The sequence below is a fragment of the Azospirillum endophyticum genome (assembly GCF_016595245.1).
GTDB lineage: Bacteria > Pseudomonadota > Alphaproteobacteria > Azospirillales > Azospirillaceae > Azospirillum > Azospirillum endophyticum.
This window is the reverse complement of record NZ_JAENHM010000077.1, coordinates 64,008-81,203: the sequence shown is the minus strand read 5'-3', so window position 1 is coordinate 81,203 and position 17,196 is coordinate 64,008. Positions and strand designations below refer to the sequence as shown.

The window sequence follows — 17,196 nt, the reverse complement described above, 5'->3', positions numbered from 1 at the left end:
CAATGGGAAAGGCGGCGGAGTCCTCCGCCGCCCTTGCTGGCTCCGCTGCCGGAGGCCTCGCTCAAAAGGCGAAGCGGGTATCCCACAGGACGATGTTGGCGTCGTTGTTCACGCCACCGACCTTGTTGTCCAGATAGCTGTATTCCAGGCCCGTGGTCAGCCCCGGTGCCACGGTGTAGGTCACACCGGCCTGCCAGACATGGGCGCGAGAGTTCAGGCCGGCGAAGTTACTGTCGATGCCTTTGGCATCGGTGTAGTTGGCGGCAAGGGTCACCTGACCCAGGGTGTAGTTGGCGCCGACGATCCAGACCTGCTGGTCGTCCACGCCGCGGGTGCCGGTGGCATATCCGCTGTCGCCGCTGAAGGCATAGCTGCCGCCGAGCTTGAAGCCGGCATAGGACACATTGGCACCGACATGGACGGAGGACAGATCCTCCAGCCCGCTGGCCGCCTTGGCGAACTGGTAGGCGGCGCTCGCTTCCAGGCCGAAACCGCCGAATTCGCCCTTGTAGGTGGCCTGGACCTCGGCCATGTCGCGATAGGCCGTGGTGTTCTTGCGGCGGTTCACGTCGGTGTTGCTGCTGCCGTATACCGGGGTGTAGGCGGCACCGACCTGGAAGCCCGCGAAACTCGGCGTCAGGTAGATGATCTTGGTGCTGGCGTCGCCCGACTCCAGCGTGCGCAGGCTGCCCAGGGCATAGGGAGCGCCATTGGCATTCGCGTAGTAGTTCAGGAACTGCGCGTCCGGCGATCCTTCGATGCCTTCGACGTTCGGGCCGATGATGCCGTATTCATCCGACAAGCCATTGATCACGCCGGCCTGGACGGTGCCGAAGCCGCCGTTCACGAACATGTAGGCGCGGTCGCTGTCGGTGCTGCGGTTGTTGCCGGTGCCGCCGGCGGCACGCAGGCGCAGGCGGGCGCCGTATTCCAGGCCGTTGTCGGCCTTGGCCGTCGGGGTGACGGTCAGGCGGAAGCGGTTGGCGAACTCGGTCTTGCGCAGACCGGTATTGTCATCCTGGTCGACATAGGCTCCCTGGAAATAAGCATCGCCACCCAGCAGCACGTCGAACTTGGATTGGGCCGAGGCGGTGCCGCAGCCGGTGGCGAGGGCAATGGCGGCGCAGCCGATGACGAGAGAATGCTTCATGGGGGTCATCCTTGAGGCGTGCACCCCTATTGGCGCGGGGTGGTCGCGGAATCTTCGTGCACCATGAATTAATCTCGCATCCTTCACATGGGCAAGAGGCCGGAAAGGGTAGAAGTCATTGCATTCCGGGGACAGTAGCAACGAAAGCACGGACTCTCGGATTGTATATCTTCGGATACTAAGCAATCGATGGTTCTGTGACCGTCTTGGACAGTCACGCTAAGAAATTTATCCGAAATGATTAATCAATTGGGGCAGGGTTGCTCCGTCACTCTGTAGAAATCCTTGGTCCAATCAAGATAACGGCGCGCATAAAAAGAGGCGGCGGATTTCTCCGCCGCCTTCACGTTTGCTGCCAGGAAGCCCGTCCCTTAGAAGGAGAAGCGGGTGTCCCACAGAACGATGTTGGCGTCGTTGTTCACGCCGCCCGACTTGTTGTCGACATAGCTGTATTCCAGACCCGTGGTCAGGCCCGGGGCGACGGTGTAGGTCACGCCGCCCTGGTAGATGTGGGCACGGGCATAGTCGGCGGCAGTGAAGGCACCGGTGCCGACATTGGCGCCCTTGGCGTCGGTGTAGGTGGCGGCCAGGATGAGCGGGCCGACGGTGTACTGGGCGCCAACCAGCCAGACCTGGTTGTCGTCGACGCCGGTGTGGCCCTTGCGGTAGCCGCTGTCGCCGCTGAAGGCATAGCTGCCGCCGATGGCGAAGGGACCGAAGCTGACGGTGGCACCGGTGTGGACCGACGACAGGTCTTCGAAGCCGGTCGGAGCCTGAGCGAACTGATAGGCGACGCTGGCTTCCAGGCCGACGCCGCTGAAGGCGCCCTTATAGTAGGCCTGGACTTCACCCATGTCGTTGTAGGTGACGTTCTTGCGGCGGTTCACGTCGGTGTTGCTGCTGCCGTAGGTCGGGGTATAGGCGGCGGACAGCTTGAAGCCGGCGAAGCTGGGGGTCGAGTAGACGATCTTGGTGCTGGCGTCGCCCGATTCCAGCGTGCGCAGCGAGCCGGTGACATACGGCAGCGAGGTCACGCCGTAGTAGTTGGCGTAGAAGCCGTCCGGGCTGCCCGAGATGCCGTCGACGTTCGGGCTGATGACGCCCGTGTCGTCCGACGGGCCGTTGGTCACGCCGGCCTGCACCGAACCGAAGGTGCCGTTCACGAAGATATAGGCACGATCGGCGTCGGTGGTGCGGTTGTTGCCGCTGCTGGTGGTGCCGGCCGCACGCAGGCGCAGGCGGGCGCCATACTCCAGGCCATTGTCGGCCTTGGCCGTCGGGGTGACGGTCAGGCGGAAGCGGTTGGCGAATTCAGTCTTGCGCAGGTTGTTGTCATTGTCCTGGTCGACATAGGCGCCCTGGAAGAAGGCGTCGCCACCCAGGATGACGTCGAACTTGGACTGGGCCGAGGCGGTGCCGCACCCGGCGGCGAGAGCGACGGCGGCGCAGCCGATGACGAGAGAGCGCTTCATGGATTGTCCATCCTTATGCGTACGTTCCCTTTTGCCGGGAGCGATCGGTTGTCTTTGTACCCAAGACTTAACCGCTTACCAATTACTCCGACAAGAGGCAAACTGCGGTGGCTTTTCGCATTCGCAACACAGTTGCAACAAAAACACACAGCTAACCAGTTGAATTAAAAGAGAAAATCAAGGATGCCTAATTCTTGGCTCAATTCGGGGGCGAAAGTTGGACTTTGTGCCTGGAAAGTGGACAAGAAAAAAGGCGGTGGCCGAAGCCACCGCCCAGTTCGTCCGTTGCCGGACGTCCGATCGAAAGATCGATTAGAACGCCAGGACCGAACGGACCAGGACAACGTTGCCCTTGTCGTCCTGCAGCGAGGAGTCGTTGTTGACCTTGAAGTAGTCGTACTGAGCCTGCATGGTCAGGCCCGGAGCGACGGTGTAACCGACACCGATTTCGTAGACCTGCAGCTCGCGGTCGCCGGTGGCGAAGAACGAACCGGCGTCCTTGCCGTTCTTGTAGTTGGCACCAACCACGATCGGGCCGGCGGTGTACTGAGCGCCGACAACCCAGTTGCGGGTGTTCTCGGTGAAGATGCCCGGACGCTTGTTCTGGCCCGACTTGCCGTAGTCGATGTAGCCGCCGCCCAGGCTGAAGCCGGCGTAGCCGACCTGAGCACCGGCCTGCCAGGCGTTCAGGTCCTTGTAGTTCGAGCCGGCGACGTCGTCGACGGCGCGGCCCCAGTTGTAGCCGGCGCTGGCCTTCACCGTCACGCCGCCGAAGGTGTTGTTGTAGTTGGCGCCGACTTCGACGATGTCGGTGTAGGTGCCCGCGGCGGCGCCGGCGAACGTGCCGACCGGCTTGACGCGGTTGACGTCGGTGGCCGAGCTGTCGTTGCGCGGGGTGTAGCTGGCGCCAACCTGCAGGCCGGCGAAGCGCGGCGAGAAGTACACGATCTTCGTCGAATTGGCTTCGGCCACCAGCGACGGGGTGATGATCGTGTTGCCGTTGGTGACGACGTTGGCGGCGCCGCCGGTCACGCCGTTGGCGGCGCTGCCGATCCAGGTCGGCAGGGCGTCATAGATGCCCAGCGGCAGGTAGTCGAGCGGGGCGGTCGTGTAGGTCTCGTCGTTGAACGAGTTGGTCACGCCGAGGCGCACCTGACCGAAGGAGCCCTGCGCGAAGATATAGGCGCGGTCGGCGTCGGTGCTGCGGCCGTTGTTGGCGCCGGCATTGGCGCGCAGACGCATGCGGGCACCGTACTCCAGGCCGTTGTCGGCCTTGGCGGACGGGATGATGTTGATGCGCATGCGGTTGCGGAATTCGGTCGAACGCAGGCCGGAGTCCAGATCCTGATCGACGTAGCCGGCTTCGAAGTAGGCGTCGCCGCCGACCTTGACTTCGAACTTGGCCTGGGCGTTGGCGGCGCCAGCGCCGAGGGCGAGAGCAGCGGCGGCAGCGCCGGCCAGCAGATAACGGGTCATGATTTTTGCCTCCATCCTGGCAGCAGATGTTTCAGCCTGGTTGACGTCCTGGCTGAGACTTTCGTACGCACCCCCGCCGTTGCCAGCAAGCGGCAAATCTCCCCGATTGCTGCATTGGGGGGACAGTGTGTCGCACGGGGCACACCAAGAAGGGTCGCCTGCACGGCCGATCACAGTCGAAGCCGGAAGGTCCCGTCTGTTGTCATGCTGTCGTCGGGAGGCGGGGCAAAGACGCTTCCGCTGTTGCGTGGTGCCGTCGACTTATGGTCTGTTCACCGGCATTCCGCGCGTGACTCGCGCGCGGCAATCCCTTTTCTAAACCGGGTTCCCGACCATGCGCCGTTCGACCGCCCTTCGCCTTGTTCCTGTACTGCTCGCGGCTTCCGTCTCGATCGCCGGCTGCGCGAGCTGGGGCGGCAAGACCGAAACCGTCGAAGAGCAGATGAAGAACAAGGACTACAAGTTCGGCAGCCTGCTCGGCACCGAGGGCGGTCTGAACCTGTTCGGCAAGAACAAGCGCGGCGACCAGGACAACGCCGGCGGCATCGGCGTCAACAGTTTCCTGTGGCGCGCCTCGCTCGACACGCTGTCCTTCATGCCGATCGCCTCGGCCGATCCGTTCGGCGGCGTGATCCTGACCGACTGGTACACCCCGCCCGATTCGCCGAACGAGCGGTTCAAGGTCAACCTCTACATCATGGACCGCCAGCTGCGCGCAGACGGCGTCCGGGTGTCGGTGTTCAAGCAGCAGCGGACCGGCAACGACTGGCGCGACATCAATGTCGGGCCGGAGACCGCCGGCACCCTGGAGGATGCGGTGCTGACCCGCGCCCGCCAGATCCGCGTGTCGCAGAACGCCGCCGCCCGCTGAGGCGGCGACCCGCCCCTCGGACGGCCCCCAGGCGGTCCTCCGGGCTTTCGAGCATCTGGTACAACGGAAAACGGCGTCGCGCTCATGTCGCGTTACAATGTCAAGGAAACCGAGGCGAAGTGGCAGGGCGTGTGGGACGGCAAGGGCTGTTTCACCGCGCGCGAGGACGCCTCCCGGCCCAAATACTATGTGCTTGAGATGTTCCCCTATCCGTCGGGGCGCATCCACATGGGCCACGTCCGCAACTACACCATCGGCGACGTGATCGCGCGCTTCAAGCGCGCCAAGGGCTTCAACGTCCTGCACCCGATGGGCTGGGACGCCTTCGGCTTGCCGGCGGAGAACGCCGCGCTGGAGAAGAAGGTCCATCCCGCCGCCTGGACGCGCGAGAACATCGCGACGATGCGCGGGCAGCTGAAGACGATGGGCCTGTCGATCGACTGGGATCGCGAGCTCGCCACCTGCGACGTGGAGTACTACCGCCACGAGCAGAAGATGTTCCTGGATTTCCTGAAGGCCGACCTGGCCTACCGCAAGGAATCCTGGGTGAACTGGGATCCGGTGGACAACACCGTTCTCGCCAACGAGCAGGTGATCGACGGTCGCGGCTGGCGCACCGGCGCGCTGGTCGAGAAGCGCAAGCTGTCGCAGTGGTTCCTGAAGATCACCGCCTATGCCGAAGACCTGCTGAAGGGGCTGGAGACGCTGGACCGCTGGCCCGAGCGCGTCCGCATCATGCAGGAGAACTGGATCGGCAAGTCCACCGGCGTCCGCTTCCGTTTCCGCATCAAGGGACGCGAGGACGAGCTGGAGGTCTTCACCACCCGCCCGGACACGCTGTTCGGCGCGTCCTTCGCCGCGATCTCCCCGAATCATCCACTGGCGGCCGAATTGGCTGCGTCCAGCCCGGAACTGGCCGAGTTCATCGCCGAGTGCAACCGGCTGGGCACCAGCGAGGAAGCGATCGAGACGGCGGAGAAGCGCGGCTTCGACACCGGCCTGAAGGTCGTGCATCCCTTCGACCCGTCGTGGGAGCTGCCGGTCTACGTCGCCAACTTCGTGCTGATGGAATACGGCACGGGCGCCATCTTCGCCTGCCCGGCCCATGACCAGCGCGACCTGGATTTCGCCCGCAAATACGGCCTGCCGGTGCGTCCGGTGGTGATTCCGGCCGATGCCGATCCGGCGAGCTTCGACGTCGGGACAGAAGCCTATACCGGTCCCGGCGTGCTGCGGAACTCCGCCTTCCTCGACGGACTCGACACCGAGTCGGCCAAGGAGGAGGCGGGCAAGCGGCTGGAGGCGGTAAAGCAGGGCGAGCGCACCACCCAGTACCGCCTGCGCGACTGGGGCGTGTCGCGCCAGCGTTATTGGGGCTGTCCGATCCCGGTCATCCATTGCGAGTCCTGCGGCATCGTTCCGGTTCCGGACAACCAGCTGCCGGTCGTGCTGCCGGAGGACGTGACCTTCGACAAGCCCGGCAACCCGCTGGACCACCACCCGACCTGGAAGCACGCCAGCTGCCCCAGCTGCGGCAAGCCGGCGCTGCGCGAGACGGACACCTTCGACACCTTCATCGAGTCGTCCTGGTATTTCGCCCGCTTCTGCTCGCCGAAGACCGAGGATGCGGCCTTCACCCGCGACTCGGTCGATTACTGGCTGGGCGTCGACCAGTATATCGGCGGCATCGAGCATGCGGTCCTGCACCTGCTCTACAGCCGCTTCTGGACGCGCGCGCTGAAGACCTGCGGCTACCTGAACCTGGACGAGCCCTTCACCGGCCTGTTCACCCAGGGCATGGTCAACCACGAGACCTACAGGGATGCCGGCACCGGCGCCTGGCTGGCCCCGACGGATCTGACCAAGAACGACAAGGGCGACTGGGTCCGCGCCGACAGCGGCGCGCCGGTCAATGTCGGCCGCGTCGAGAAGATGTCGAAGTCCAAGAAGAACGTGGTGGACCCGGCGCACATCATCGGCACCTACGGCGCCGACGCCGCCCGCCTGTTCATGCTGTCCGACAGCCCGCCGGAACGCGACCTGGAATGGACCGAGTCCGGCATCGACGGCGCCTGGCGCTACATCAACCGTCTGTGGCGGATGGTGACCGAGGCGCCGGTGGAGTTGCCCCCCGCGGGGACGTCCCAGCCCGAATCGTTCGGCCCGAAGGCCGAGGCGGCGCGCCGTCTGGTCCACAAGACCATCGCCGGCGTGTCGGAGGATCTCGACAAGTTCCGCTTCAACAAGGCGGTGGCCCGCGTCCGCGAGCTGTCCAACGCACTGGGCGAACTGGACGGCAAGGGCGAGGGCGAGTCCTGGGTCCTGCGCGAGGGCTTCGAGTCGTTGGTCCGTCTCGTCGGCCCGATGATGCCGCATCTGGGCGAGGAGCTGTGGGCGCAGCTGGGGCACTCGACCCTGCTGGCCGACCAGCCCTGGCCGGACGCCGATCCCGCCCTGGTGGTGGAGGACAGCGTCAAGGTCGCGGTCCAGGTCAACGGCAAGCTGCGCGCCACGCTGGAACTGCCGCGCGACATGGACAAGGATGCGGCGGAGCAGGCGGCGCTGGCCGATGCCAACGTCCAGCGCGTCATGGACGGCAAGCCGGCCCGCAAGGTCATCGTCGTCCCGAACCGGGTGATCAATGTCGTCGTCTGATCCCAGATCGTTCCGCCGGAGTCAGCTCCGTCAGGCCACGGCGCGAGGGCTGTTCGCCCTTGCGCTCGGCCTGTCGGCGGTCTCCCTGTCGGGTTGCGGTTTCCAGCCGCTCTATGGCGGCAAGGGTGTCGGGGTCGCTGCGGCGGACCGGCTGATGGAGGTCGACATCGCGTCGATCCCCGACCGGGAGGGGCAGAAGCTCCGCAACCTGCTGATCGACAATTTCTATCCGTCGGAGCGGCCGAGCAACCCGCGCTACAGGCTGGACGTGGCGTTGTCGGCGTCGGAACAGAAGCTGGCCCTGCAGAAGGACGCCACCGCGGTGCGCGCCCAGCTGCTGGTCAACGCGCCCTACCGGCTGACCGACACCCAGACGGGACAGGTGGTGTTCCAGTCCAGCTCGCGCTCGATGATCAGTTACAACACGCTGGAACAGCATTACGCCGCCATCGTGACGATGCAGAACGCCTATGATCGGGCGCTGGAGGACATCTCCAACGACATCACCACCCGCGTCGCCATGCATCTCGGCCGCGGGTCCTGATCGTCCGGGGATGCTCCAGTGAAGCTTCAGCCCAAGGCGATCGACGGTTTCCTGCGCAGCCCGGACCGCAAGGTTCGGGCGGTGCTGCTTTATGGCCCCGACTCGGGGCTCGTGCGCGACCGCGCCCAGACGCTGGGCAAGACGGTGGTGCCCGACCTGTCCGATCCCTTCCGAGTCGCCGAATTCCTGGGCCGTGCGCTGGCCGACGACCCGGCGCGGCTGGCGGACGAAGCTGCGGCGATCTCCTTCACCGGCGGCCGGCGCCTGATCCGTGTCCGCGACGCCGAGGACAACTGCACCGCTGCCTTCGCCGCCTTCCTCGACGATCCGCCGCCGGGCGACAGCCTCGTGGTGGTCGAAGCGGGCGACCTGTCGGCCCGCTCGAAATTGCGGCTTCTGTTCGAGGGCGCGGATGCCGGCGCCGCCATTCCCTGCTATGTGGAGGAAGAGGCGTCGCTCGGCCGTGTCATCGCCGACATCCTGCATGGCCACGGGCTGACCGCCGACCCCGACGTGCTGAGCTTCCTGGCCGCCAACCTCGTCGGCGACCGCATGGTCGCCCGTGGCGAGGCGGAGAAGCTGGCGCTCTACATGGGCGACGGCAAGCGCGTGCGGCTGGAGGATGCCCAAGCCTGCATCGGCGACAGCGCCGCCCTGTCGATGGACGAGCCGGTGTGGGCGGCGGCGGAGGGCGATTTCGCCACGCTCGACCGCTCGCTGGCACGGCTGTTCGCCGAGGGAACCTCGCCGGTGCCGATCCTGCGCGGTGCCCAGCGCCATTTCCAGCGCCTGCAACTGCTCACCGCCCAGGTCGCCGCCGGCAAGTCGGCGGAGGCCGCCGTCGAGTCGCTGCGCCCGCCCGCCTTCTTCAAGCTGAAGACCCGGCTGGTCAAACAGGCCCGCCACTGGTCGCCCGGCCATGTCCGCCAGGCGCTGGAGCGGCTGGTCGATGCCGAGGCCGACTGCAAGCGTACCAATATGCCGGACGAGACCCTGTGTGCCCGCGTGCTCTTCCAACTCGCTTCGCTGGGTGCGCGGCGCTGACTTGACCGTTCGGGGCCGCGCGCTATCTGGCGGGGCATGAACGACGCCACACGCACGTCACCAGCGCCCGCCCCCTTCCGGGTGCGCTGGTGGCAACCTCTGCTGTTCTGGGTCATCGTCAATGCCTGGGGCTTCGTCGAACGCGGCGGCCAACCCTTCCCAGGGCACCAGCCGTCGCCTCTGCAGCCGCCCGGCTGGGTATTCCCGGTGATGTGGTTCACCCTGAACGTCTTCCAGATCTGGGGCGACATCCGCCTGCTCGACCCGGCGCGGCGAGTCCGCAGCCGTGCTCTGCTGATTGGGCTCCAAGGGGTGACCTGGGTGATCTACGCCACGTTCAGTCTCGTCTACTTCACGCTGGGAAGCTCGATCCTTGCCGCGGCCTGGACGGTGTCCTTCTTCATCATCACGTCGATCTGCATCGCGTTGGTGGTGCGGGATGACCGCGGCATCGCGCTGATCTGGACGCCGCTGATCCTATGGACCGGCTTCGCCTCGGTGGTCGGCATCCACAACGCGCTCATCAATCCCGATCCACTGTTCGGCATCCCGGCACTCTGGGGATAAAACCCGGATAAAAACCTTGCGCAGAATATCACCCGGGTATAATAAGCCGGGATCGAGGATCCATGCGGAGGAGGGCGGCGAACGTGGTTGGGAAAGAGGATCGCAAGGCGGCGATGGCGGCCTACAAGGAGCGCAAGAGCGTGGCCGGGGTGTTCGCCGTCCGCTGCGCATCTGGCGGAGCGGTGTGGGTGGGCGGCGCGCCTGATCTCGACAAGATCCAGAATCGCCTTTGGTTCCAGATGAAGTTGGGCGGCTGTCCGCACCGCAGCCTGCAGGCGGCATGGAACGTTCATGGCGCCGAGTCGCTGTCCTTTGAAATCGTCGAGCGGCTGGAGGACGAGAGGCTTGCCTTCGCCCGCGCCGCTGCTCTCAAGGCGCGGGTTGCCCATTGGGTCGCGGTGCTGGGGGCAGAGGGTATCTGACCGGGAACGCTCAGCCCTGGTAGTCGTGAGCCCGGCCGGTGAAGTCGGTCACGCGGTAGTGGTCTTCGCCCTCCGCTTCGATCCAGGCCGGTGCGGCAGGGGCCTTGCCGTAGCCGCCGGGAATGTCGAGGACGTAGGTGGGCTGGCACAGGCCGGACAGTCGGCCGCGCAGACCGGTCACCAGCGCCTGCCCCTCCGCCAGGGTCGGGCGGAAATGGCTGGTTCCGGCGGCAAGGTCGGGGTGGTGAAGGTAATAGGGCTTCACACGGTTGCGGACCATTCCGCGGAACAGCGCTTCCAGCGCCGCATGGCTGTCGTTGATCCCCTTCAGCAGAACGGTCTGGCCGACCAGCGGAATCCCGGCCTCGACGAGCCGGGCAAGGGCGGTCCGCACCGGCGGGGTCAGCTCGTCGGCATGGTTGATGTGGACCGCAACCCAGGTGGCGAGGTCGGGGGCGATCAGCGCCTCCACCAAGTCCGGCGTCATGCGGTCGGGGTCGGCGGCGGGAATGCGGCTGTGCAGGCGGACGACGCCGACATGGGGCATGGCCGATAGCGCCTGGATGATCCCGCGCAGCCGGCGCGGCGACAGCAGCAGCGGATCGCCGCCAGTGATGACGACTTCCCAGACCTCCTGATGCTCGCGGATATAGGCCAGCGCCCCTTCCAGTTCGTCGGCGGTCAGCGCCTCGCCCCCCGGGCCGACCATCTCGCGGCGGAAGCAGAAGCGGCAATAGACCGCACAGGCATGCAGCGGCTTCAACAGCACCCGGTCTGGATAGCGGTGGACGATGCCCTTCACCGGGCTGCGCGCCGCATCGCCGATCGGATCCTCGCGCTCCTCCGGCGTGCTGTATGCCTCGGCGGGGGAGGGAACGTACTGGGCATAGAGCGGGTCTCGCGGATCCGTACGTCCGGCCAGCGTCTCGCGCAGATACGGGGTCAGCGCCACGGCGTAACGGTCGGCCACCGTACGCACGGCGTCGCCGGCCTCCGGCGTCATCAGCCCGGCGGCCACCAGATCGGAAACGCTGTGCAGGGCCTTCATCGCTCTTTCCCGTCTCGACGGAATGGGTCATGTAGGAAAGCGACCGCTCTTACTCCTGCGAGACCCATGCTGTCGACTCTTCCCCGCCTGATCGGCCACCGCGGCGCCAAGGAAAGCGCTCCGGAAAACACCCTCGCCTCGATCCGCGAAGCCGCCCGCCAGGGCGCCCGCTGGGTGGAGGTGGATGTCATGCTGACCCGCGACCAGCAGCCGGTGCTGATCCATGACGATACGCTGGACCGCACCACCACCGGCACCGGTCCCGTTCCTCTGCTTGATCTGGCCGAACTGCAGGGTCTGGATGCCGGACGCTGGTTCGATGCCGCCTTCGTCGGCGAACGGGTGCCGACTCTGGAGGAGGCGATGGCGCTGATCCAAGAACTGGGTCTTGGCCTGAACCTGGAGATCAAGCCCTATCCGGGGCAGGAGGAGATCACGGCGGAGGTCACGCTGGACAGGTTGCGGCCGCTCTGGCCGTCGAACTTGCCGCTCCTGCTTTCCAGCTTCGAGGTGCCCTGCCTGGAAGTGGCGCAGCGCCTGTGGCCGGAGATCCCGCGCGGCTATTTGCTGTGGGAGCCTCCAGCCGATTGGGCGGCGATCGCCGATCGGATCGGAGCGACCACCCTGAACGTCGACCATGGCCGCCAGACTGCCGAAAGCGTGGCCGAATACCGCGCTACCGGACGGCCGGTTCTGGCCTATACCGTCAACGATGCGGCGCGCGCCCGGACCTTGTTCGGCTGGGGCGTGTCGGCGGTCTTCACCGACGCGCCCGGCCGCATGGCACGGGAATTGGGTGCGGCCCTTTGACGACGGGGACCGATGGAGATGTCCGATGATCGGCGGAGACGCCGGCCCATACGCTGACGCTTCCGTTCGCGACTGCGGCAAATCGTGAACGTTTTTTGCGCGGGGGGATGAATCCGCTCGTAGGGCGGGCCAATTCCTCATATATAGAACCGCATTGGCGATCCCGCCGGAACCCTAGCGGATTCCGGTGGAGCTTTTCGTCGTCTGATTGTCCGCCGCTTTGGTCCGGCGTCCCACGGGATGCCACGTTCGGTCTTTGGAGGGTTCGTTGAAGGCGTTGAAGCCGTTGCCGATGTCCGGCCGGGAGGTTCTGCCGCTCGTCGAGGGTGGCAAGGGTATTGCCGTGTCCAACGGCGAAAGCTCCGGCGCCTGGGCGGCTGCCGGCGGGATTGGCACCTTTTCGGGTGTCAACGCCGACAGCTATGATGAGAACGGCAACCTTCTGCCGCAGATCTACAAGGGCAAGACCCGGCGCGAGCGCCACAACGAACTGATCGCCTTCGGCATCCAGGGCGGCATCGCCCAGGCGCGCATCGCGCACGAGACGTCGAACGGCAACGGCCGCATCCACATGAACGTCCTGTGGGAAATGGGCGGGGCCGAGCACATCCTGCACGGTGTGCTGGAAGGGGCCCAGGGCCTGATCCACGGCGTCACCTGCGGCGCCGGCATGCCCTACAAGGTTGCCGAGATCGCGGTGAGCTACGGCGTCCACTACTACCCGATCGTGTCGTCGGCCCGCGCCTTCCGTGCGCTTTGGCTGCGCGCCTACCACAAGTTCCGCGACCATCTGGGCGGCGTGGTCTACGAGGATCCGTGGCTGGCCGGCGGCCATAACGGGCTGTCCAACTCCGAAGACCCGCAGAAGCCGGAAGATCCGTTCCCCCGCGTGCTGGCCCTGCGCCAGATGATGAACAGCTTCGGTCTGAACGACACCCCCATCGTGATGGCGGGCGGCGTCTGGTGGCTGTCGGAGTGGGAGGACTGGCTCGACAACCCCGACCTGGGGCCGATCGCCTTCCAGTTCGGCACCCGTCCGCTGCTGACGCAGGAAAGCCCGATCTCCATGGCGTGGAAACGCAAGCTGGTCGCGCTGCAGCCGGGTGACGTCTTCCTGAACCGCTTCTCCCCCACCGGTTTCTATTCGTCGGCGGTGAAGAACCCCTTCCTGCTGGACCTGATGGCCCGGTCGGAACGCCAAGTCGCCTATCTGTCCAAGCCGGTCGGCGAGCATTCGGCCGAATTCCCGGTCGGGCCGCGCGGCCGCCCGGTCTATGTCACCGAAAGCGACAAGCAGCGCGCCGAAGGCTGGCTGTCCCAGGGCTTCACCACCGCGCTGAAGACCCCGGACAGCACGCTGGTCTTCGTCACGCCTCAGCAGTCCGACCGGATCCTGCACGATCAGGTCGACTGCATGGGTTGCCTGTCGGCTTGCGGATTCTCGAACTGGATGGAGAACGAGGCGGGGACGACGGGCAAGCGCGCCGATCCGCGATCCTTCTGCATCCAGAAGACGCTCCAGGCGGTCAGCCACACTGATGACTGTGAAAACCAGCTGATGTTCGCGGGGCACAATGCCTACCGCTTCGCCAGCGATCCCTATTACAACGACGGCTTCATCCCCACGGTGAAGCAACTGGTCGAACGGATTGCCACCGGTTATTGACCGGGTGCACCGTTCGACGCAAAGGCCGCCGGCGGGAGACTGCCGGTGGCCTTTGCATTTCGCCGAAATGGTTGACGCCGGTGCGACAATGACTTGCACCGCCTTTCCGAATGGTTTTACAGTTGAACGGACTGCGGCCTAGTGCCGCGGCACTGTCTCGGACCTTGTGTCCGCTCCTGATGCCGACAGTACGGGGGCATTGCCCATGATGACCGCCGAACGCCCCTTCAAGCGAGCCCTCGATCGGCTGAACGGTGTGGGGCTGCGCCCGACCCGTCAGCGCCTCGGCCTCGCCCGGCTGCTGTTCGAAGGCTGCGACCGGCACGTCACCGCGGAGCAACTGCATGGAGAGGCTTTGTCCGCCGACATGCCCGTGTCGTTGGCCACCGTCTACAACACGCTGAACCAGTTCACCGCCGCTGGCCTGCTGCGCGAGGTGGTGGTGGAGGCGGGCAAGTCCTACTTCGACACCAACACCAGCGACCATCACCATTTCTTCGTCGAATCCACCGGCCGGCTGGAGGACATTCCCGCCGACCGGCTGACGGTGCAGAACCTGCCGGCGGCTCCCGCCGGCACCCGCGTCGCCCGAGTCGACGTGATCGTGCGCCTGATCGAGGACGCCTGATTTCGTTCCGCGCTCAGCTCCCGTCGGCTGGCGTCGTCTCGGTAGAGGCGGGCCTGCGGTCAACGAAGGGCCAGCGGATGAAGGCGAAGGTCCAGACTGCCAGGATGTTGAGGTAAGGGAACAGCAGCAGCAGGATCCACAGTGGGCTGCGTCCGGCCTTGGCCAGAACCCAGCCACCGGCGATCAGCATGTACGTCGTGACGACCGATCCGATCAGCAGTTCCCAGAAGCCCAGATGGATGATGGACTCGGTCATGCCGTCCTCCGTGCCTTGACCTTGCGTGTCTGACGCGCCGGCAGAACCGGCCAGCGGCTGTGCGCCATCACACCGATGGGGACCACGTGACCGAGCGGCACCAGCGAGAACAGGGCCCACAGCGGCGAGAATCCGGCCCGCCGCAGGATGCGCGACATCGGCCAGACGATGGCGACCTGGAACAGCATCAGCCCCAGGAGCGGTCCTTGAGACAGGGTATCGATTAAATCCTGCGGCATGCCGGTCCGGACCTTCCTCCACATCGTCGCGGGGCAGAGAAGCGCGGGTGGACGGCTTTGTCGAGCCAAACTTTTCCCGCGGCGGAAGAGGGGCCGCCGCCTCCCCGGTCCGACCCGATTCAGGAGTATGCGAACGTGAAAAGGTTCATTCCGGCATGCTACAGTTTGCCACGTCCGGCCAAAGCGGCTTGACGCATTCCCGGAATTCAGCTGCGGCGGGCCATTTCCTTTGACGGATCTCTCCGAACCGGACGATGGCGCACACAAAAGATGGTGGCGCTTATCCTCCCTGCCGCCCGTCGCCGCGATCCGCATCGGCCTGTTGGTGGCGGTGATCGCCGGCTTCTGGCTGGTGGCCTATGCCGACCTCGAACGCGCTCGGGACAGGGCGATCCAGGACGGGCTGCGCCAGACCGCCAATCTGTCCAGCCTGCTGGAAGAGGATGCCCGCCGCGCCATGGTCGTGGCCGGCCATGCCCTTCATGCGATGGCGGAGGGCGGGCGGATCCCCGACCACCTCCTGGACGACACGGCTGAGGCGCCGGGTATGGACGGCGGTCCGGGGCAGGCTTTGCGAACCTTGCTGATCTTGGAGCGCGACGGGAGGGTGCGGCAGACAGCCGGCATGAACGGCTCCGCGTCAGCGGCGGAATCCTTGCTGGCCGATGCCGCGCGCGCCGGAGCGGGAGGATTGATAAGGCCCTACCGTGAAGCAGGAGGCGGCTGGCGCAGCGCCATGGTCCGGCCACTGGCCGATGGAAGCGGCGTGGCGGTGGCGGTGCTCGATCTCGACCGTTTCGCCCGGCTCTATGCGACCCAGGATATCGGACCGCTCAGCATCATCCTGTTCTATGGCGAAGACGGGGTGGTTCTGGCCTATTCGCGGGCCGGCCTGCGTCTGGACCAGGACCGTGCCGCCTTTGCCGCGATCCTGCCTCGTCTGCCCGCCGGGGAGGCCGCACGCACGCTGTCCGGTTTCGATCCGGCGGAGGGGCGGGACCGCATCGGAACGGTCCGGCGCGTGGCGGGGTTGCCGCTTTACGTCTATGTCCGCATCAGAACCGACGACGTACTGGCTGGCTGGTACGACGACCGCTGGAAGCGCATTCTGGAAACCGCGGCGGTGTCGGTGGTGATGACGCTGCTGGCTCTGCTGGCGCTGCGTCAGCTCGGACGGCTCGAGACGACGACGCAGGCATTGCGGGCCAGCGAACGGCGATCGCAAGCGCTGTTCGACAGCAGTTTCCAGATCATGGGCCTGCTGTCTCCCGACGGCCGGGTGCTGGCGCTCAATCGGCCGGCCTGCGCCCTGGCCGGCCTGCCGATCGAGGCGTTGGTCGGGCACCGTGCCTGGGAGTTCCGCGGCTGGGCCCGCACGGACGAACTGGCCGAAGCCTTTCGCCAGTCCATCGAAAAGGCCGCTTCGGGACGCCTCGTCCGCTATGAGACCGACGTGGTCGCCGACGGCGTCACCCGGGTGATGGACGTGACGATCAAGCCAGTGTTCGATGATCGGGGGACCGTGACGGTGCTGGTGGTCGAGGCGCGTGACATCACCGAGCGGGTCGAGGCGGCCGAACGGCTCGCCACCGCGCTCGACCAGGCGGAGGCCGCCAACCGTGCCAAGAGCGCCTTTCTGGCGACCATGAGCCATGAGCTGCGCACGCCGCTGAACGCCATCATCGGCTTTTCGGACATCATGCTGCATGAGCTGTTCGGCCCGCTGGGCAGTCCGCGTTATCGCGACTATGCCCGCCATGTGCAGAACAGCGGTCGCCACCTGCTCGACCTCATCAACGACGTCCTCGACATGTCGAAGCTGGAGGCCGGGCGTTACACGCTGGATGAGAGTTGGCTGGAGCCGCTCATCGCCATCGAGAATTGCCGTGCGCTGGCCGCGGTGCCGGCCGATGCCGGCGGGGTTGTGCTGACGGTCGATTGCCCCTCAGGCCTGCCCGACCTGCTGGCCGACGAACGGGCGTTGCGGCAGGTGTTGCTGAACCTGTTGTCGAATGCGGTAAAATTCACCCCGCAGGGCGGCCGGGTGACGGTAAGCGCGGTGCAGGAAGCCGGCGGCGGGATCGCCATCACCGTGCGCGACACCGGCATCGGCATCGCCGCCGACGCGCTGGCCCGAATCCTGGAACCCTTCCAGCAGGCCGACAGCAGCATTTCCGGCCGGTTTGGCGGCACCGGGCTGGGCCTGTCGATCTGCCGCGACCTGATGGCCCTGCATGACGGCAGCCTGTCCGTCGACAGCGAACCGGGCCGCGGTACCGCCGTCACCATCCATTTTCCCGCTGCCCGTACCGGCCGGCCGGTTGCGGCAGACGGCTTGCCGGCGTAAG

General features: G+C 66.0%; 16 protein-coding genes. 10 read left to right on the top strand and 6 right to left on the bottom strand.

What is annotated here, in order from left to right; translation table 11 throughout:
* Nucleotides 1-61: 61 nt before the first annotated feature.
* From JHL17_RS31965 to JHL17_RS31955, 3 genes are all read right to left on the bottom strand, one after another.
* Entirely contained in the window at nucleotides 62-1,150 is a 1,089-nt protein-coding gene (locus JHL17_RS31965; protein WP_200198698.1) for a porin, read from the bottom strand.
* Nucleotides 1,151-1,521: 371 nt separating this feature from the next.
* The gene (locus tag JHL17_RS31960; RefSeq protein WP_200198697.1) at nucleotides 1,522-2,622 is read right to left on the bottom strand and encodes a porin; all 1,101 of its coding nucleotides are present in this window, start codon (nucleotides 2,620-2,622) and stop codon (nucleotides 1,522-1,524) included.
* Between the two features lie 312 nt (nucleotides 2,623-2,934).
* A complete protein-coding gene (locus tag JHL17_RS31955; RefSeq protein WP_200198696.1) occupies nucleotides 2,935-4,098 on the bottom strand; it encodes a porin in 1,164 nt (387 codons plus the stop codon).
* A gap of 334 nt (nucleotides 4,099-4,432) precedes the next feature.
* Here JHL17_RS31955 and JHL17_RS31950 point away from each other — a divergent pair, with 334 nt between their 5' ends.
* The 6 genes from JHL17_RS31950 to JHL17_RS31925 all read left to right on the top strand — a co-directional run bounded on the left by JHL17_RS31950 (nucleotide 4,433) and on the right by JHL17_RS31925 (nucleotide 10,201).
* Nucleotides 4,433-4,969 (top strand): DUF3576 domain-containing protein, encoded by a 537-nt coding sequence (locus tag JHL17_RS31950; protein WP_200198695.1) that lies wholly within the window; start codon nucleotides 4,433-4,435, stop codon nucleotides 4,967-4,969.
* Between the two features lie 84 nt (nucleotides 4,970-5,053).
* Nucleotides 5,054-7,624, top strand: coding sequence for a leucine--tRNA ligase (gene leuS, locus JHL17_RS31945; RefSeq protein ID WP_200198694.1), 2,571 nt, complete (start codon nucleotides 5,054-5,056; stop codon nucleotides 7,622-7,624).
* Nucleotides 7,611-8,168, top strand: coding sequence for an LPS assembly lipoprotein LptE (lptE, locus tag JHL17_RS31940; RefSeq protein ID WP_200198693.1), 558 nt, complete (start codon nucleotides 7,611-7,613; stop codon nucleotides 8,166-8,168). The genes leuS and lptE overlap by 14 nt, the downstream gene beginning before the upstream one ends.
* Before the next feature lie 18 nt (nucleotides 8,169-8,186).
* Nucleotides 8,187-9,212 carry a DNA polymerase III subunit delta gene (holA, locus tag JHL17_RS31935; RefSeq protein WP_200198692.1) on the top strand — a complete coding sequence of 342 codons (1,026 nt, stop codon included), beginning with the start codon at nucleotides 8,187-8,189 and terminating at the stop codon, nucleotides 9,210-9,212.
* Nucleotides 9,213-9,248: 36 nt separating this feature from the next.
* Nucleotides 9,249-9,779 (top strand): tryptophan-rich sensory protein, encoded by a 531-nt coding sequence (locus JHL17_RS31930; protein ID WP_200198691.1) that lies wholly within the window; start codon nucleotides 9,249-9,251, stop codon nucleotides 9,777-9,779.
* Nucleotides 9,780-9,892: 113 nt separating this feature from the next.
* Entirely contained in the window at nucleotides 9,893-10,201 is a 309-nt protein-coding gene (locus JHL17_RS31925; RefSeq protein WP_247893961.1) for a GIY-YIG nuclease family protein, read from the top strand.
* A gap of 10 nt (nucleotides 10,202-10,211) precedes the next feature.
* On the opposite strand, the gene JHL17_RS31920 is transcribed toward JHL17_RS31925, so the two are convergent.
* Nucleotides 10,212-11,249: a lysine-2,3-aminomutase-like protein gene (locus JHL17_RS31920; protein WP_200198689.1), complete on the bottom strand. Its 1,038-nt coding sequence runs from the start codon at nucleotides 11,247-11,249 to the stop codon at nucleotides 10,212-10,214.
* Nucleotides 11,250-11,315: 66 nt separating this feature from the next.
* Between JHL17_RS31920 and JHL17_RS31915 the strand changes: the two genes are divergently transcribed.
* From JHL17_RS31915 to irrA, 3 genes are all read left to right on the top strand, one after another.
* Nucleotides 11,316-12,059: a glycerophosphoryl diester phosphodiesterase gene (locus JHL17_RS31915; RefSeq protein ID WP_200198688.1), complete on the top strand. Its 744-nt coding sequence runs from the start codon at nucleotides 11,316-11,318 to the stop codon at nucleotides 12,057-12,059.
* A gap of 268 nt (nucleotides 12,060-12,327) precedes the next feature.
* Entirely contained in the window at nucleotides 12,328-13,725 is a 1,398-nt protein-coding gene (locus tag JHL17_RS31910; protein WP_200198687.1) for an NAD(P)H-dependent flavin oxidoreductase, read from the top strand.
* A gap of 208 nt (nucleotides 13,726-13,933) precedes the next feature.
* Nucleotides 13,934-14,353 (top strand): iron response transcriptional regulator IrrA, encoded by a 420-nt coding sequence (irrA, locus tag JHL17_RS31905; protein ID WP_425599665.1) that lies wholly within the window; start codon nucleotides 13,934-13,936, stop codon nucleotides 14,351-14,353.
* 13 nt (nucleotides 14,354-14,366) lie between these two features.
* Here the strand turns inward: irrA and JHL17_RS31900 are convergent, their stop codons facing one another.
* Both JHL17_RS31900 and JHL17_RS31895 read right to left on the bottom strand, forming a co-directional pair.
* The gene (locus JHL17_RS31900) at nucleotides 14,367-14,609 is read right to left on the bottom strand and encodes a hypothetical protein (RefSeq protein ID WP_200198685.1); all 243 of its coding nucleotides are present in this window, start codon (nucleotides 14,607-14,609) and stop codon (nucleotides 14,367-14,369) included.
* On the bottom strand, nucleotides 14,606-14,848 hold the full coding sequence (locus JHL17_RS31895; protein ID WP_200198684.1) for a hypothetical protein: 243 nt from the start codon (nucleotides 14,846-14,848) through the stop codon (nucleotides 14,606-14,608). Before JHL17_RS31895 ends, JHL17_RS31900 begins: the two co-directional genes overlap by 4 nt.
* A 229-nt stretch (nucleotides 14,849-15,077) precedes the next feature.
* Between JHL17_RS31895 and JHL17_RS31890 the strand changes: the two genes are divergently transcribed.
* The gene (locus tag JHL17_RS31890) at nucleotides 15,078-17,195 is read left to right on the top strand and encodes a sensor histidine kinase (RefSeq protein WP_247893960.1); all 2,118 of its coding nucleotides are present in this window, start codon (nucleotides 15,078-15,080) and stop codon (nucleotides 17,193-17,195) included.
* The last annotated feature ends 1 nt before the right edge of the window (nucleotide 17,196 follow it).

Bases quoted from the DNA above. Each gene is read 5' to 3' on its own strand.
- JHL17_RS31960 (WP_200198697.1), bottom strand. From the start codon at position 2,622: ATGAAGCGCTCTCTCGTCATCGGCTGCGCCGCCGTCGCTCTCGCCGCC.
- irrA (WP_425599665.1), top strand. From the start codon at position 13,934: ATGACCGCCGAACGCCCCTTCAAGCGAGCCCTCGATCGGCTGAACGGT.
- leuS (WP_200198694.1), top strand. From the start codon at position 5,054: ATGTCGCGTTACAATGTCAAGGAAACCGAGGCGAAGTGGCAGGGCGTG.
- JHL17_RS31915 (WP_200198688.1), top strand. From the start codon at position 11,316: ATGCTGTCGACTCTTCCCCGCCTGATCGGCCACCGCGGCGCCAAGGAA.
- JHL17_RS31925 (WP_247893961.1), top strand. From the start codon at position 9,893: ATGGCGGCCTACAAGGAGCGCAAGAGCGTGGCCGGGGTGTTCGCCGTC.
- JHL17_RS31950 (WP_200198695.1), top strand. From the start codon at position 4,433: ATGCGCCGTTCGACCGCCCTTCGCCTTGTTCCTGTACTGCTCGCGGCT.
- JHL17_RS31965 (WP_200198698.1), bottom strand. From the start codon at position 1,150: ATGAAGCATTCTCTCGTCATCGGCTGCGCCGCCATTGCCCTCGCCACC.
- lptE (WP_200198693.1), top strand. From the start codon at position 7,611: ATGTCGTCGTCTGATCCCAGATCGTTCCGCCGGAGTCAGCTCCGTCAG.
- JHL17_RS31895 (WP_200198684.1), bottom strand. From the start codon at position 14,848: ATGCCGCAGGATTTAATCGATACCCTGTCTCAAGGACCGCTCCTGGGG.
- JHL17_RS31955 (WP_200198696.1), bottom strand. From the start codon at position 4,098: ATGACCCGTTATCTGCTGGCCGGCGCTGCCGCCGCTGCTCTCGCCCTC.
- JHL17_RS31900 (WP_200198685.1), bottom strand. From the start codon at position 14,609: ATGACCGAGTCCATCATCCATCTGGGCTTCTGGGAACTGCTGATCGGA.
- JHL17_RS31920 (WP_200198689.1), bottom strand. From the start codon at position 11,249: ATGAAGGCCCTGCACAGCGTTTCCGATCTGGTGGCCGCCGGGCTGATG.
- JHL17_RS31930 (WP_200198691.1), top strand. From the start codon at position 9,249: ATGAACGACGCCACACGCACGTCACCAGCGCCCGCCCCCTTCCGGGTG.